Here is a 16,072-nt window from a genome sequence, read left to right on the forward strand (position 1 = left end):
AAGAGCTGCCTTGTCTGGCAGCTCTTTGTCTCCATTTAAGAAGAAGGGATATATAGTTTTTTCTCAAGAATGCTTTGAATGACATTGAGAATCGTTGTAAAGAACCAGTAGATGAAGGCTGCTGTTAATAAGATTGGTAAGACTTTAAAGTTTGATGCGGCAATTTGATCTGCGTTATAGGTTAATTCTGAAATCGTAAGTACTGAAGCAAGAGAAGAGGCTTTAACGATATCAATTAAAGAATTCCACACCGGTGGAATGGCTCTTCTCCATGCTTGAGGTAGGATAACCTCTTTGTAAATTAACGATTTTTTCATACCGAGTGACATTGCGGCTTCCCATTGTCCCTTTGATAGGGAGAGAATAGCTGCGCGAAATGACTCTGAAATATAAGCACCAAAATGTAAAATAAGTCCAGTGTAGGCGGCCTGCCAGGCTGTTAATTGAATATCCACTGAAACAAGACCATAATACAAAATAAATAATTGAATAAGAAGAGGTGTGCCTCTAAAGAACGAGACGTACAATTTCGCTATTCCAGATGCGATTTTGCTTTTTGAAAGACGTAACAAAGCGATGAATAAACCAACTAATAGGGCACCAAATATTGAAAAGAAACTAAGTAGAAGTGTATTCTTCGCCCCTTCCAGAAGAAAGGGCAAAGAATTTATTAACACATCAGTTGTCTCACTCACTTACATTTTCTCCATTAAAATATTCTTTAGAAATGTCTGCAAGCGTTCCATCTTCCTTCATTTCTTGTAGTGCACCGTTGATCTTTTCAATAAGCTCTTCGTTTCCTTTTGGTAGGGCAAAGGCCATTTCTGTTTTGTTGAATGTTTCTCCAACGCCTTTTACTTTATAATCCTGTTCAGGAAGCTCAGTTAAAATGAAGAGACGATCATTCATCGCTGCTTCAATGTTACGTTCGTTACTAAGATCTGTTAACACCTGGTTAGCGCCCTTGTAGATTTTCGTTTCAGCACCAGCTTCTTCAGCAGCCTGAGCATAGTTACTTCCCTGGGTAGTTCCTACGGTTTTTCCTTCAAGATCTTCTATACCTTTAATATCATCGTTATTCTCGTTAACGATCACTTGTCCACCTGAATAAGTGTATGGTTCTGTAAAATCAAATTGCTCTTTACGATCATCTGTGATCGTTACTTGATTGGCGACCATATCGATGCGTTCTGTTTCAAGTGAAGATAGAAGTCCTTTCCATTCAATCGCTTTAAATTCGGCTTTCATTCCGATACGATCGGCAACTTCACGTGCAACCTCGACATCGTAACCTGTAATTTCGTTATTATCATCTCGATAGCTGAATGGTGGATAAGTTGCTTCTGTTCCAATTAATAGGGTTTCTTGCTCTTTTGAACTGCCTTCTTCGTTATTTTCTGTATTATCATTGCTACCGCAGGCAGCAAGTACAGTAAGTGTTAATGCAAGCACCAACCCTAGCATCCATTTTTTATTCAAAATAACATCCTCCTTTTAATTCCTACAAAATTGATGTGAATTATAAATTTATTGTAGTTAGCATTTAACTTAAAGTCAATCAAGAAACATTATTGACGTTAATTTACCGCTTCATGCAAGAAGATAAATAAAAAAAGCTTCCTCGGTTTAAGAGGAAGCTTTCCCTATCATTTTATTAACGAATGCGCAGTTCTGATTCAGTATCAAAGAAGTGACATTTGTTCATATCAAAAGCAAGGCTGATGTTTTGACCATTTTGAATATCCGTACGAGAGTCAACACGAGCTACAAAATCTTGATCAGCTACTTTGGAATAAAGATATGTTTCAGCACCCATCAATTCGGCTACATCAATGACAGCACTTACTTTAGTATCCTGTGAAGATTCGATGAAGACAGGCTCATCATGGATATCTTCAGGACGAATACCAAGCATAACTTCTTTGTTCAAGTATCCTTGTTCACGAAGGGTTTTCATTTTTCCTTCAGGAACTTTCACTTGAATATCACCTAGCTTGAAATAGCCATCTTCTAATGTACCGCTGAAGAAGTTCATTGCAGGAGATCCAATAAAGCCACCAACGAAGACGTTGTCAGGTGCATCGTATACTTCTTTTGGTGAGCCTACTTGCTGGATAAGCCCATCTTTCATAATAACGATACGCGTTGCCATCGTCATCGCTTCAGTTTGGTCGTGAGTAACGTAGATAGTCGTTGTTTGTAGACGCTGATGAAGCTTAGAAATTTCAGCACGCATTTGAACACGAAGTTTTGCATCAAGGTTTGAAAGAGGCTCATCCATCAAGAACACTTGTGGATCACGAACAATCGCTCGTCCTAATGCTACACGCTGACGTTGACCACCAGAGAGTGCTTTAGGTTTACGATCTAATAGGCTTTCAAGCCCAAGAATACGAGCAGCGTCCGTTACGCGGCGCTCAATTTCTTTTTTGTCGAACTTGCGTAGTTTCAATCCGAATGCCATGTTATCGTATACGTTCATGTGAGGATACAGGGCATAGTTTTGGAATACCATTGCGATATCACGATCTTTTGGTGCAACGTCGTTGACGCGACGATCACCAATAACGAGGTCTCCATCTGAGATATCTTCAAGGCCGGCAATCATACGAAGCGTCGTTGATTTACCGCAACCAGAAGGACCTACGAAAACAATAAATTCCTTATCTTTAATATCCAGGTTAAAGTCTTTTACTGCCTCAAATTTGTTATCATATCTTTTGTAAATGTGATTGAGAGCGATCTCTGCCATGTTAATGCCTCCTAAGAAATGAACTCTTTTGCTAGTTCTAAGTCTACTCTATGAAAGCGCTATCGTAAATTGGGAGCGTGCACAAAAATACCATTAGGTTTTGTGCATTCTGTACGAAATGCCATTATTTATACGTAATATTGTTGAAAAAGGTAAAAAAACGGTTCTAAATCAAATGTTGGGGTAGGAGATTCATCTCCTACTCCTTATCCTAGTTGAAAATGACGAATTTTTTTGTACTGATGATGTAAAAGGATCTTTCTTCGTAAGCGGTCATATCGCTTAAAACCAAAGGCATTTCGCTTAATGACCTTCGTTTGATTGTTTAAACCCTCGATAAAACCATTATTATAGTTCAAGGCAAAAAACTATTCAGGACTTCTGGTTGCCAGTTCTTAAGTGTTTGAACGGCTTGTCTGAACTCCTTCATATTCGCTGCTTCAACCGTTTTGTAGTAATTATACAGAGACTGTTTAACTTGGTTAGGATTCTCTTGACCGATTCGTTTCGCTTCCTCAAACCAGCTTCGAAACGCTTCTTTTAACTCGTAAGCCTTTCGTAATTCCTCGGATAATCCAAGGTAACGGTCCAGATACCACTTTTGTTTCTCACTCAACTGCTCATATCGCTTGTAAAAAACATGCTTCATTCGCTTGCACTTTTTACGGTCATAATCATGGAAATTCTGTTGAACTCTTCTTCGTACACGCTCTAATGCCCAATAGATGTAGCGACAAAAATGAAAGCGATCAGCCACGATGATTGGCTTTCCTAGTGCCTTTTGAACAGCTGACTTGAAGGCATAGCTCATGTCCATGATCACCACTTCAACTCGCGACCCCTTCTTGCGAAGATAGTCCTTTACGGTCTCAATGGAGCGATTAGGAAGGATATCCAAAGGCTGCTTTGTATCTCCATCCGCAATGACAACTTGATATTTTCCTTCATCGGTATCTCCTTTATATTCATCAATAGCGATGACACGAGGAAGATCACTCACTTCTTGAAGCGTTGGTGCGGCGACTTCATCAAACCGCCTTATCGCAGTTGAATGCGACGTACGAAATTGGGCTGCGGTATCCTTGAAATTCTTCCCCTGTACCACGCGTAATCCCAGGGCCTGATTCCATTCCTTTAAGTGACGCTGATAGCGATTGACGATCGAATTCCTTTCAGCGAATCGTTTCCCACAAGCACACACATAACGGCGCTTGCGATAAAACAAAAAAGCCGTTCGCTCAAATACTTTAAGGTGTTGTACTTTCTGAGTCCGATAATCATGAACACGTACAGTCCATTCTTCACATTGGGGGCACTGGTGCGCCTTCTTTGGCACTTCAATATGAACATGATACTGGCCATTAATGGCTTCCATTTTCGATACCATCACTTCTTCTAATCCGGGTAAATTCATGTTAAAATGCACGTACACGCAACTCCAATCTTTTTCTTGTTTCTCGTCAATTCAAGTGTAAAAGATATAGGAGCTTGCGTGTATTTTTGTGCTTCATTTTCTTAAACCCCAACAAATATTATAGAGCCAAAAAAACTGCGTTTATTAACGCAGTTCCATCGCAAGAAGAGAAAGGTAAACCATCACAGCTCCTTGAAAACTTTTTACATCAATTCCTGTTTTCTCTATAAATTTATCCACACGATATTGAAGACTATTTCGATGTACATAAAGTTGTTTGGCTGCAAGAGTAATATTTAAGTTAGATTCTAAGTAGATGCGAATACTCTTCAAAAGCTCTGTGTCATGTTGTACGGGTTCGATAGCTTTAATTAAGTAATCAATCGATTCGTCACTTGCCTCGTGGAAGAGGACGGACGGGACCATATCCTGGTGCGTAAATACCATTTGTGATGGCATAAGATTTCGTCCTGTTGAGAACCATTTTTTTTCGGCTTTATAAATCCGTTTTAAATGGCTGTTATCATAATGTTGAATCGTTTGTCCGACAAAAAGAGACATGCCTGTGAAAAAGTCGGCAGTAAGTGCAGCAGCTGTTTGTTTAAGTTCATCTACCATCTGTTCGTCAAATTCATTTGTTTGAACGAGCAGACCTTCTTTGTCATTTTCAAATAGGAGTACAGTTTCTTCTGAAAATAAGCCGGTCATGGCTTCTGTGAAATCGGATAGATCTGATGGTGCATTTTTGAGGTTGAAATGTATGTATCGAATTGGGAGATCTATTGTAAGGTCAACGCTGAGATCGTCCTCAAAAAGAAGAGATGTCCATTTTTTTTGGGTAAGGGTCATGGACTCATTTTCCAGTCGGACAGTAGGGAAGAAGGCATTTAATAACTCATTTTCCTCGTTTGTTAGTCGCGTTTTACGTATGCCAAATCGTTCACCATCGGTTGTTCTATACCAGTGGAAAAGATCAGGTTGATCGGAGGTAACGACGAAATCATTTCCATATAGTTCAGCTAGTTTTGCATTCATAAGTGCCCCTCCTAAGTAACAGTTAACATATAGTATAACGTAATGATGAACACAAATTAATAATGAATCAAAGAAAAGAACCTCTATATGTGTAAGAGGTTCTTTTCTAAATTAGCAGTGATTGTCTTCGTTCAGTTTCAGTGAACGAATGAAAAGCATTTACTTTTATGTGATTATGAATAGTTTTGTTGATCATCATTTCTTCTTTGTTTACCTGAACGATGTGGTGGCTCCTGTTCCATGAGTGGAATAGCTTCCTCGATTTGAGCCTGCTTGTAACTTTGATGAACGGCACCGCCGGCCATTCCTTCATTAACCATACGGTCAATGTCCATATCGTATTTATCGCGACCTTCGTACTGAGAGTCTTCAGTTCTTTTGTTCGGCATCCTTTTTCATCTCCCTATTTCTTTGAATAGGGTTATTATGTGAAGAAATCAGGAGAATTATGAGTCCTGCTGTTCATAGACGTGAAAAAGCATGAGCTCATGAATTTGAGATTGCAGTTTGTTTTGCTCCGATTCAGGTGGAGCAGGTTGATACCATTCGAATTGGCCAGTATGGAGATAAAGAGTACGATAATATGTTCCCTGATAGAAAAAAGATACTTCCCATTTAGGTTTTCTTATTTTTGATCCAACTGATTTATATTGAAAGTGCGAAATCATGGTATTCCCCCAAATCACCTTTTTTATCATCATAACATAGGAAGCTAATACGCAGAATACGTTCGAAAAGAAGTGAGGAGAGAACGTATAAATGCTTGATGAATAAGTGGTTCATCAAAACGCATTGGTTTCGAATTCGCTTCAAAAATCCAGAAATGTCCTTCGCTATCTTTACCAATGTCCAAGGAGCATTCAAGCATCTTTTCTTTTTCTTCAAGTGATTCTGCAGTGCGAATAGCGAGCTCTCTTACCCGAATTTCATCGTCATTGTTGGCCACCTTATGAAAAGGGAGGATTTTTCCTCCTCTTGGAACATGAGTCGTCAGGCTGTTATTCTGTGCAGCTCTTATGCCGATACCTGTGACCTGCCAACTTTTTAATGGTTTTTGCAAAAGAATTCTAAAATCATAAGGATATTCATTATGAGTTGCGAGATCAATTTCACGTTGGATCAAATATTGCTCATGAATTAAGGGAGTGACGTGTTCTTTAACTAAGGCGAGATTTGGAAAGAAACGAGTGTTTTCGTGATCGGTGAATAGAAAACCGGACTTAACAGTTTTAACTTTAAATATTCCTCTACCTTTGCTTCCAGATGCAGGTTTGCAGAAAATAGATGAATATGTTTTTAGAAATGTATTAAGATTCGCATCTGTAAAGCAAGCTGTTTCTGGAATGTGATGCATTAATGCTTCATTCTCAGCTAAGTGATCGAGTATTTCATTTTTGAGGAAAAAAGATCGGTTAAAAAATGGAATGCCTTTTAACTTCAACAAGTTGAAAAAAGATCTCACTTTTGGAATGCGTTCTTCTGCCCTGTCAGGAATTCGATTGTACACAATATTAGGATATGGGAAGCGAAAACCTGTCCATTTTTGAGATGTAGCATCATAGAGATAGCCATTGATATATGAGGGATAAATGTCGTCAGGTGTAAAAACAAACGAAAGCCCTCCGGAATCAGTCAATTCCTTTTGAATGGATTTGAAGATCGCAGCATTGCCACTGAAATGGTGATGTAAGTTAGACCCTGCCAGTATGCCAACAAGAGGTCGAATGGTATCATGAGGAGTTTGAAGCTTTACAATAGAAGAAGAGAAAGCAGGAGAGGGAGAGAGCCTGGATGGCTCTTTCCCCCAATATACATATTGATAGCTACTTTTTTGATGCCACCGATTATTTTCTCTACTGTAAAATAATTCGATCATACTGGTGTAACCAGCTGTTTTTCAATGGTGGATCTTGCTAAAAAGATCGCGTATTCCATTGGTAATGTTCTCGTTTTGGCTTCTTCCGCTTTCAATCTCGGATGGGCAAAAATGCCTCTTCCAGGTTTTGAATTTGCTTCAAATAAATAAATGTCCCCTTCTTTTGTAATCCCGAGGTCAAATCCAATTTCGCCAATAAAGCCTGAAACTCTTTTATCGATGGCACGACTTAGTAGCAGGGAAGCTTCCATTAAATCTGTTTCAACTTGTTTTTTAATACCAAATTCAGAAGTGAGCTCTCCAATTGTTTTAACTGTTCCGTTAGAAGCCATGTGAGTGGTTAAACTTCCAGCTCCTGCAATCTTTGCAGCGATCGCACTAACTTCCCATTTCCCCTCTTTGTTTTTGTTTGTATGAACACGATAATCCATGGAACGCTGATTAATCCGATGTAAGTCAATTCCTTGTTGAGCAATTAAACCGTTCATGCCGTTTGGATATTGGGTTTTAAGAAGGCGTGCAAGAGAGGTATATCTTCTTAGACGATTTTCTTTGTCCGTTCTGAACCTGCAATAATAATACTTCTCATCGGCTGGCTTTAGAATTTGTTGAATCCCAAGCCCAAGACTACCGTTGGCAGGCTTAATAAAGATCTGTTCGTAATCCTTTAACATACGTGAGATTATGGCGCTCTTAGGACTTAATACAGTTTCAGGTAAATACGGCTTAACGATTGAGTCTTCACGTAGCTTTTCGAACATCGTCCATTTATCGAAAAATCCTGGGTTAAACCAGGGAGTGAAATATTGAGATTGAAGTTTCTCCATTGTAGTGCTTACTTGTTCGATGCTTGCTGAGCTTCGATTCGGTAGTCGATCGTATACAACATCAGGAATGGGAACAGTTACTCTGTACCATCCTCGCTTGTTATACATTAATCCTTTGATGCTTCCCGTTTTCCAATCAATATGATGAGCACCAAATGCAAAGCCAAAAGCACCACACTTAGAGGTAGCGGATAGTAGCTTGGCAAAATACATACTGCGCTCTCCGATAGGTCTCATACTATCCTTAGTAAATCCTGCAGTGAAAATACCTACTAAAGGTCCAATATGAAGAGAATTTCCTTTTTCGAAAAGGTGAACAGACATTTCTTCAGGAACACCTAATATTTTCCATAAGTCTTCTGAAATAAGGTATTCTTCTTTGTTACTAGGGTGAGGAGAAACCGTGCAGAATGAGCGTCTTGACCCAAAGCAAAGTTGATTCGGAAAAGAAACTTGGTCAACCCATTCCTTAAACTTTGTTGGAGGAACATAGAAATTCCCTTGAGAATTAATGTCCTTTTTTAATGGAAGAATCGTGTTCATGATTCGATAACCCCTTTCTTCTCATTCATGAGAGACCGGCAATATTGAAACGGTATAAAATGTAAAGAATCGTATGGTTGAATGGCTTTGTGTCCAGGTTTAGAGTTGGCTTCAAGTAACCAGACTTTACCACTTCGGTCAATTCCGAAATCAAGACCAAGTTCAAACAACGGAGGAAATGTACTCTCGAGGTTAGTAGCAATACAACGGGAGAGGAGATTAATCTTTTGATCTGCGGCTTGGAGAACAGTTTCGGGAATAGAGAGCTTGTGATCACTTTGAATAGAGCCACCACTATGCAAATTAGATACAAAAGAGTCAGAACTCCCTACGCGCGTAGCACGGCCAATCTCCTTCCAACTTTCGATCGACGTTTTCTTCATTACCACTCTTCGATCAAAAGGTCGGTTGTTTTGGTCAAGTAAAGAAAGCCATTCTTGGGCTATATAGTCACGCTGGTTTTGAATTCTCCTCATTATTTTGAGGAAAGAACTGGTTGTATCATAAGTATGATGAAGGACGTTCCCATTATGATTGATTTGAACATCAACTTGATTTTGATTTCGGGTAAGGAGCATTAACCCATTTCCTTGAGAACCTACCACTGGTTTTAGAACGACCTTCTCGTGCTTCGTTAATAAATCGGATATAACGCTAGCGCTAGTAGCAGGCTGAAGCTTAACTGTTTGTGGAAGGTGCCGATTTATAAATGGCTTTTGCTTTAATTGTTTGTATATCGCCCATTTTCCTGGTAACCCGTGTCCTAGAAATGTAGCGTTAGACTCGTTTTTTAACCACTTAATAAAGGAGGCTTCCATTTCTGTTATGAGACCATTATGGAAGCAGCGATCATAAATAAAATCAGGAATCGGAAAATTTGTTTCCAGCCATTTTTTTGTCTTTGGATCGTATTTCATTCCTAGAAGACTATTTCTAAAGTGCTGATCTGGAGAAAAACGATAGACGTTAAATCCAGAAGTGGATCCTGCTTCACCTAATTTAGAAAGGTAATCTCCTTCATGTTGGAGCGAACGTTGTAAAATACCAAGTGATGTCATACCTTGCTCCTTTTAAGATGACGTGTACCAGTTAATTAAGCGGATAAGTGCTTTAACCGATGGGCGATAGGTACTTGGTGTGATTCCTTCAGAAGTCTTGGAAGGTTTTGTGTTCACTTCAATGATCCAGGGGTGACCATTTTTATCAGAAGACATGTCGATTCCAAGCTCCGCAAATACTCCTTCACTTTCACGATCAATGATCTGTGAAATCTCACAGGCCAATTCGGGAAGGATTCGCTTCATTTGTCTTTTCATTGAATCCTCTAAGGGGGTGAGCCCCTCATCAAACTTTTTTAGTAACGCGCCGCGTGCAATATTGGATACGAACTGGTCATTTGTTCTAGAAACGCGCGAAACGGCTGAGACAACTGACCACTTGTCTCCAATACCTTTCAAGCATAAAATGCGGAAATCAACGGGGCATCCATTGACCTCAATTAGGGGAATGCCTTGTTGAATAAGATAAGGAATCGTTTTAGATCGTGAGCGAATGGTCGTATAAATGTTTTGAAGCGAATGTGACGTGAGCGTTTGATTGCCATTAAAGCTTGAGTAATCAAGGTAATAGAGATCATCTTTCTGAGTGATTCGAAAAATATGTTTTCCCTGACTTCCATTTAAAGGTTTCAAATAAAGGATAGGGTATTTATCGATCATGAAATGAATATCGTCGATTGTCTCTAACAAAACCGTTTCAGGAAGATAGGGTGCGACTTCATCGTAAGAAAGTAACTTCTGATGAACATCCCATTTATCAAGAAAGGATTCATTAAAATAGGGGATCTGTTGATCACGCCAATAGGTTTTTAATTGTTGAATGTAAACGGATTTCTCAAGCTTTCTCGAATGAATTCGATTATAGATGACAGAAGGGATGGGTAGCGTGGCTTCTACCCAGTCACGTTGGTTCCAAATCATACCCGAGACTTTAGTGTCACTCCACGGTTTTAGTGTGTAAACATAGAACAGAATATGATGCTCTTCGCAGTATTCTGCGACTTCTTTACAGAATTCCGTATAGGATCCGAATGGTGTTTCTTTCAGTCTAGAAATGTTAATCGCAAGACAGAAAATAGGACCGATTGAGAGCATTTGTTGCTGATGACTATAGGTAAGTGTAATCGGAAGAGATTGATTTGGAAGAGACAGAGAAGCTAGTAGTTCGGGTGAACAATATACGGTATGACTTGATGAAGTGCGATAGACCTTGACTGTTACAAATTCCTCAAGCACGCCACATCGAAGTCTAAGTGATGTATCTGAAAGCTTCCATTTTGAGGCGATGTTTTCTGGAATGGAAAGGGTATGATTAGATTGAGCTGAGGTTGAATTCTCTGGTTGTAAAATAATCTTTTCAGTATGTTTCATTCAAGACCCTCGTTCAACGTTTTTTCTTTTTTTACCTTCCTTTAACTGGATAGGCAATAGCGGATATCGTATACTATGAAGATGGAGTTTACTATGTGAACGTGAGAAATAGAAAGGTTGAGGTACGATGTCGTCCATTATCATAACGATCCTATTTATGATTGCCATTGGCGCTGTTATAGGTGGGTTTACAAATTCGTTAGCTATTAAAATGCTATTTAGGCCATATGAAGCTCGTTATATAGGGAAGTGGAAAGTTCCATTTACCCCAGGATTAATTCCAAAACGTAGAGATGAGCTGGCAGTCCAGCTAGGTAAAATGGTCGTTGAACATCTTCTAACGGCTGAGGGAATACAGCAAAAAATGAACGATCCAGTATTCAAGCGTACGATGATTGAATATGCGCAAAAAGAAGTTCTTAAACTTTTAGAGTCTGATGAGAAAATTGAAACACTTTTAAAGAAAGGACTTCATCTAGAGGATCCAGCCAAAGATATTAGAGCCAATGCAAGCTCCTACATCAATGGGAAAATTGAAAAGAAACTATTGGATTTGAAAAATAAAGAACTAGCTGAGATTCTTCCGGAAAAAATGCAAATGAGAATTGATAGCTCAATTGAACCAATTGCTGATCTCGTTTTAACAAAAATTAGTGATTACATTGCTTCTGCTGAGGGCAAGCATAAGCTTTCTGTTATGATCGACCGTTATCTTGCAGATCGAGGAACGCTTGGAAGCATGATTAACATGTTTTTTACAAACACAAGACTAGTAGATAAAGTACAGCCTGAGTTACTTCGTCTTCTTAAGCAAGACGATATTCAAAATGTTATCATAACGATGCTTGAGAAAGAGTGGAATTCGCTTAAAGAAACGAAATTTGCAGCGTTTGAAGATAAATTTAATTCAGAAGAACTTGTCAAAGAGGTAACAGATCTCATTGTGAATGAACTCCCAATTAATCACGTTCTGAATCTTAGTCTATCGGAAGCAGTTGATCCATATAAGGAGCGTATTGTTGAAGACATAGTTCCACGACTAGTAGATGCTGCTGGTCAGTATCTCAGTCAGAATCTCCAGCCACTCATGGAACAACTACACCTGGCAGACGTAGTGAAAAGTCAGGTGGAGACGTTCTCTGTTGGACGTCTTGAAGAGATGGTTCTTTCGATTTCACGTCGTGAATTTAAGATGATCACGTACCTTGGAGCTGTGCTCGGAGGAATGATTGGTTTAATTCAAGGAGTAATCATTACCCTTATTGGATGAATTTCGTGTCAGTCTTTGTTATAGTGGGGAAGTACAGGGTTATGAGAGCGAAATAATCCTCATTTACTAAGGAGGTATATACAATGGCAGAGAAAAATCTTTACGACGTAGCATACGAATTAGAAAGCGCAATGCGTGAGCACGAGGACTACACAAAGCTTAAAGAATTATATGATCAGGTAAACCAGGATGAAGTAGCAAAGAAACTTTTTGATAACTTCCGTAACATGCAAATGGAGCTTCAACAAAAGCAAATGAGTGGTCAACAGATCACAGAGGAAGAAGCTCAAACGGCTCAACAACAAGTTGAACTTGTTCAGCAGCATGAAGTGATTTCTCAGTTGATGCAACAAGAGCAGCGCATGAGCCAGGTTATTCAGGACATCAACAAAATCGTAACGAAGCCTCTAGAGGACCTTTACGGTAGCCCTGAAGAAGACGTTCAGCAATAATACAAAAAACGGTTCACCCAATTGGGTGAACCGTTTTTTGTATTCATAGTACCGATTACTTGTTCATAAGAAGTAAGTTAGCGTATAACCTTTGTTGCTGTGTGATTTTGGGTTTATTCGAGTGAAACAAATGCTTCAATCGAATAAGCACAAAATGAGAGAGCTGGTATTAAAATATAAAAAAATAAGGACTATGAAGCGTTTTCTATTACGCCAACAACTTCAAATTGAGTTGGTTGCGAAATGATCGTTTCTTCAATGGCGCACTCAGGACAATTTAATTGAAGTTCTCTTTTCTCATTTCCTCCAATAGTACCTCGAAATTCATGATCACATTCAGAGCATTTGTAAATGTGTGGTTCATTGAATTCTCCTGTGCAGTCAAACCTGATTCTCTCTTTTCCTTTGGTCATAAGTAAAACCCCTTTCGTTATTTGTAATCTATTTGTAATAAACTAGTTTCATATTAAAACTTCCCACGGTGTCCGTATTCTAAACGCCAAATTCATCCAAACATGTCATTATCATAAATTTAAGTGATAAGACAAGAATTACGAGTCATAGAGATAAGTGTTATAAGGACTACTTTTTACACAGGAGGGATCCGAATGGTCTATCAACTTCTTGCCTTAGATATTGATGGGACTTTGCTTAGATCCAATCATAAAATTGATAAGGAAACAAAGGACGCTATTAGCTATGTGAGAGAAAAGGGAGTTTACGTTACGCTAACGACTAGTCGCAACTTTGCATCTGCTAAGAAAATTGCAAAGGCGGTGAAGTTAGATGATGTGATGCTCGTTACTCATAGCGGCGCGTTTATTGCTGAAGAGGTTGAAGAACCGGTTTATGAAGAGAGAATACCCAATCAAGATGTTCGTGAGATTGTTAAGATCCTTGAAGGATTTGACTGCCATATTCGCATTATTCATGAACGATTAGCCGTTGGTAATCGCGTAAAGCATAATCATTACTTATCTGCTAAAATGACGCTCGGAATAGGAGATCCATTATTCTACCCCGTGAACTTTGTTGAAACCTTAAGTGAGTATCTCGAAAAGAAAGATTTATCCCCTCCGAAAATTGACGCTCATTTCTTTAATGAAGAAGAAAGAGAGGAAGCCCGTCTCCTGTTAGAAGAGCGAATTCCTTCTATTTCGGTTGTTCGATCGACAAAATGTAATTTTGGAATCATTCCAAAAGGCGTCTCAAAAGCAAAAGGATTGCGCATTTTAGGAGAGAAATTAGGAGTATCTGTCGATCAAATGGTGGTAATTGGCGATGCGGATTGTGATGCTGAAATGATTCGTCAAGCAGGCCTTGGTGTCGCGATGGGAAATGCTTCTTATGAGCTAAAACGACTTGCGGATTGGGTAACCCGCTCAAATGATCAACAGGGCGTATCCTACATGGTTAAAGAAGTTTTTAGAAGACAAATGCGAGTTCAATTAAAAAGGTAATGGTTAAAGAGAATATAGACGCCTTCATCGAACCCTGGCGATTTATGGGGAATGAAGGCGTTTTTTATGTTACTTTTGAATCATTTTAACAAAATGAAAAGGCTTTCACGAAAAAACCGCTAATATGTATAATGTTTGATAATTTTGAATTCTGGAGGGATAGTATGCAAAAATTACTCGACTTGAATCCAAAGGTGACTGAATTTCTGAAAGGAACGAAAAAACTTTATATTAATGGTCAATGGAAGGATTCGTTATCAGGAAGAACATTTGATACCCTAAACCCCTCAACTGGTGAAGTGCTTGCAACAGTTAGTGAAGCCGTGAAAGAAGATATTGATGAAGCCGTTATGGCAGCTCGTAAAGCTTTCGACAGTGGTCCGTGGTCGCGCATGTCTGCGTCAGCTAGAAGCCGATTAATTTATAAGCTTGCTGATTTAATGGAAGAAAATAAAGAAGAACTTGCCATGCTTGATACGCTTGATAACGGTAAGCCGATTCGTGAAACGCAGAATGCCGATGTACCACTAGCGATTGAGCACTTTAGATACTACGCTGGCTGGTCAACAAAAATTATGGGACAAACCATTCCCGTTAATGGACCATATTTTAATTACACACGTCATGAGGCCTTAGGGGTTGTTGGACAAATCATTCCATGGAATTTCCCTCTACTTATGGCGGCATGGAAGCTTGGAGCAGCTTTAGCGACGGGGTGTACCGTTGTTCTTAAACCTGCGGAGCAAACACCACTTTCAGCTCTATATCTAGCGCAGCTGATGGAGGAAGCTGGATTCCCTGAAGGCGTTGTGAACGTCGTACCAGGGTACGGTGAAACAGCAGGTGATGCACTAGTTAAGCATCCAAATGTAGATAAAATTGCATTTACAGGATCAACTGATGTAGGTAAGTATATTATGAACCAGGCTTCGAATGATTTGAAGCGAGTGACGCTTGAGCTGGGAGGTAAATCACCAAATATTATTTTACCAGATGCTGATATGACAAAAGCGATACCAGGCGCGTTAAGCGGTATTATGTTTAATCAAGGACAGGTTTGCTGTGCTGGATCAAGACTATTCGTACAAAAGAAAGCCTATGATAATGTGATGGCTGATATAGTGAGTCATAGTCAAAAGATCAAGCAGGGAGCAGGATTGGATCCTGAAACGCAAATGGGACCACTCGTATCCGCTGAGCAGCATGAACGCGTAATGAGCTATATTTCAAAAGGGCAGGATGAAGGTGCTGAGTTACTTACTGGAGGACAGGTTCCTTACGATAAGGGATATTATGTCCAACCTACGATTTTCTCTGATGTGGATGATAAAATGACCATTGCAAAAGAGGAAATCTTTGGACCAGTAGTAGCCGCAATGCCGTTTGAAGACCTTGATGAAGTAATCGAGCGAGCGAATGCTTCGAATTATGGACTAGCTGCTGGACTATGGACAGAGAACCTCAAGTCCGCACACTATGTTGCAAACAAAATTAAAGCTGGTACTGTTTGGGTGAATTGCTATAATGCATTTGATGCGGCTTCTCCATTTGGTGGCTATAAGCAATCTGGTATGGGAAGAGAAATGGGCTCCTATGCACTAAATAATTACACAGAAGTGAAGAGCGTTTGGATTAACTTAAAATAACAGAAGAAAACCGCTCGTCCTTTACGGACGGGCGGTTCTTTTTAATGTTCTATTCTTAGGTGAAGTACTTCCAAAGTTTCAATTCGATCAGCTAATCATCAGAAAATAAAAATATGATAGCGCTATCTTTTTAATACGATTAATTTACCAGCAGAGGATACAACTCGTGCCGTATGGTTTTCAAAACCTTTTTGCTTTAAGAGTTCTTCGCCAACTTTTTTTGCTTCTTTGTCATCCTGTGCATCAAAGCTTTCATCTAGAACAGTCTCTCCGCTTTTTTCGAATGCCGTGATAATGTACTTTTCCATATTATCGCCTCCTCCTTTTAGTTTACCGATGTAATAATTTCTTGTCACTTATTTTTGGAA

16 protein-coding genes and 1 pseudogene are annotated in these 16,072 nt (G+C 39.3%); 4 read left to right on the forward strand and 13 right to left on the reverse strand.

Annotated features, from left to right (window positions below):
• Nucleotides 1-35: 35 nt before the first annotated feature.
• From AC0VYO_RS02855 to AC0VYO_RS02905, 11 genes and pseudogenes are all read right to left on the reverse strand, one after another.
• On the reverse strand, nucleotides 36-695 hold the full coding sequence (locus AC0VYO_RS02855) for an amino acid ABC transporter permease (RefSeq protein ID WP_194220031.1): 660 nt from the start codon (nucleotides 693-695) through the stop codon (nucleotides 36-38).
• A complete protein-coding gene (locus tag AC0VYO_RS02860) occupies nucleotides 688-1,479 on the reverse strand; it encodes a transporter substrate-binding domain-containing protein (RefSeq protein ID WP_430243172.1) in 792 nt (263 codons plus the stop codon). The genes AC0VYO_RS02855 and AC0VYO_RS02860 overlap by 8 nt, the downstream gene beginning before the upstream one ends.
• A 175-nt stretch (nucleotides 1,480-1,654) precedes the next feature.
• The gene (locus AC0VYO_RS02865; protein ID WP_430243174.1) at nucleotides 1,655-2,752 is read right to left on the reverse strand and encodes an ABC transporter ATP-binding protein; all 1,098 of its coding nucleotides are present in this window, start codon (nucleotides 2,750-2,752) and stop codon (nucleotides 1,655-1,657) included.
• A gap of 206 nt (nucleotides 2,753-2,958) precedes the next feature.
• Nucleotides 2,959-4,184: pseudogene (locus AC0VYO_RS02870) on the reverse strand (ISL3 family transposase).
• Between the two features lie 126 nt (nucleotides 4,185-4,310).
• Nucleotides 4,311-5,201 carry a PucR family transcriptional regulator gene (locus tag AC0VYO_RS02875; RefSeq protein WP_475368374.1) on the reverse strand — a complete coding sequence of 297 codons (891 nt, stop codon included), beginning with the start codon at nucleotides 5,199-5,201 and terminating at the stop codon, nucleotides 4,311-4,313.
• A gap of 173 nt (nucleotides 5,202-5,374) precedes the next feature.
• Nucleotides 5,375-5,590: a hypothetical protein gene (locus tag AC0VYO_RS02880; RefSeq protein ID WP_283153046.1), complete on the reverse strand. Its 216-nt coding sequence runs from the start codon at nucleotides 5,588-5,590 to the stop codon at nucleotides 5,375-5,377.
• A 57-nt stretch (nucleotides 5,591-5,647) separates the two neighbouring features.
• A complete protein-coding gene (locus AC0VYO_RS02885; RefSeq protein ID WP_194220027.1) occupies nucleotides 5,648-5,869 on the reverse strand; it encodes a DUF5342 family protein in 222 nt (73 codons plus the stop codon).
• A gap of 44 nt (nucleotides 5,870-5,913) precedes the next feature.
• Nucleotides 5,914-7,077 (reverse strand): YheC/YheD family endospore coat-associated protein, encoded by a 1,164-nt coding sequence (locus AC0VYO_RS02890; protein WP_475368375.1) that lies wholly within the window; start codon nucleotides 7,075-7,077, stop codon nucleotides 5,914-5,916.
• Complete coding sequence (locus tag AC0VYO_RS02895; protein WP_430243179.1) at nucleotides 7,074-8,447, reverse strand: YheC/YheD family endospore coat-associated protein; 1,374 nt, start codon at nucleotides 8,445-8,447, stop codon at nucleotides 7,074-7,076. The genes AC0VYO_RS02890 and AC0VYO_RS02895 overlap by 4 nt, the downstream gene beginning before the upstream one ends.
• Nucleotides 8,444-9,505, reverse strand: a complete 1,062-nt coding sequence (locus AC0VYO_RS02900; RefSeq protein ID WP_430243180.1) for a YheC/YheD family endospore coat-associated protein — start codon at nucleotides 9,503-9,505, stop codon at nucleotides 8,444-8,446. The genes AC0VYO_RS02895 and AC0VYO_RS02900 overlap by 4 nt, the downstream gene beginning before the upstream one ends.
• A 12-nt stretch (nucleotides 9,506-9,517) precedes the next feature.
• Nucleotides 9,518-10,876, reverse strand: a complete 1,359-nt coding sequence (locus tag AC0VYO_RS02905) for a YheC/YheD family endospore coat-associated protein (protein WP_475366506.1) — start codon at nucleotides 10,874-10,876, stop codon at nucleotides 9,518-9,520.
• 127 nt (nucleotides 10,877-11,003) lie between these two features.
• On the opposite strand from AC0VYO_RS02905, the gene AC0VYO_RS02910 reads away from it, so the two are divergent.
• Both AC0VYO_RS02910 and AC0VYO_RS02915 read left to right on the forward strand, forming a co-directional pair.
• Entirely contained in the window at nucleotides 11,004-12,146 is a 1,143-nt protein-coding gene (locus tag AC0VYO_RS02910) for a DUF445 domain-containing protein (protein WP_475366507.1), read from the forward strand.
• A gap of 83 nt (nucleotides 12,147-12,229) precedes the next feature.
• The gene (locus AC0VYO_RS02915) at nucleotides 12,230-12,598 is read left to right on the forward strand and encodes a YlbF/YmcA family competence regulator (RefSeq protein WP_194220021.1); all 369 of its coding nucleotides are present in this window, start codon (nucleotides 12,230-12,232) and stop codon (nucleotides 12,596-12,598) included.
• Nucleotides 12,599-12,789: 191 nt separating this feature from the next.
• Here AC0VYO_RS02915 and AC0VYO_RS02920 read toward each other — a convergent pair whose 3' ends face one another.
• Nucleotides 12,790-13,011, reverse strand: a complete 222-nt coding sequence (locus tag AC0VYO_RS02920) for a hypothetical protein (RefSeq protein ID WP_194220020.1) — start codon at nucleotides 13,009-13,011, stop codon at nucleotides 12,790-12,792.
• 195 nt (nucleotides 13,012-13,206) lie between these two features.
• On the opposite strand from AC0VYO_RS02920, the gene AC0VYO_RS02925 reads away from it, so the two are divergent.
• Both AC0VYO_RS02925 and AC0VYO_RS02930 read left to right on the forward strand, forming a co-directional pair.
• The gene (locus AC0VYO_RS02925) at nucleotides 13,207-14,058 is read left to right on the forward strand and encodes a Cof-type HAD-IIB family hydrolase (protein ID WP_404684046.1); all 852 of its coding nucleotides are present in this window, start codon (nucleotides 13,207-13,209) and stop codon (nucleotides 14,056-14,058) included.
• 164 nt (nucleotides 14,059-14,222) lie between these two features.
• Complete coding sequence (locus tag AC0VYO_RS02930; RefSeq protein WP_475368376.1) at nucleotides 14,223-15,704, forward strand: aldehyde dehydrogenase family protein; 1,482 nt, start codon at nucleotides 14,223-14,225, stop codon at nucleotides 15,702-15,704.
• Between the two features lie 122 nt (nucleotides 15,705-15,826).
• On the opposite strand, the gene AC0VYO_RS02935 is transcribed toward AC0VYO_RS02930, so the two are convergent.
• Nucleotides 15,827-16,012 (reverse strand): YhzD family protein, encoded by a 186-nt coding sequence (locus tag AC0VYO_RS02935; protein ID WP_194220017.1) that lies wholly within the window; start codon nucleotides 16,010-16,012, stop codon nucleotides 15,827-15,829.
• Nucleotides 16,013-16,072: the final 60 nt, after the last annotated feature.

The sequence above is a fragment of the Anaerobacillus sp. 63XJN7_4_ISO-PGPR-S23-413 genome, assembly GCF_056173725.1.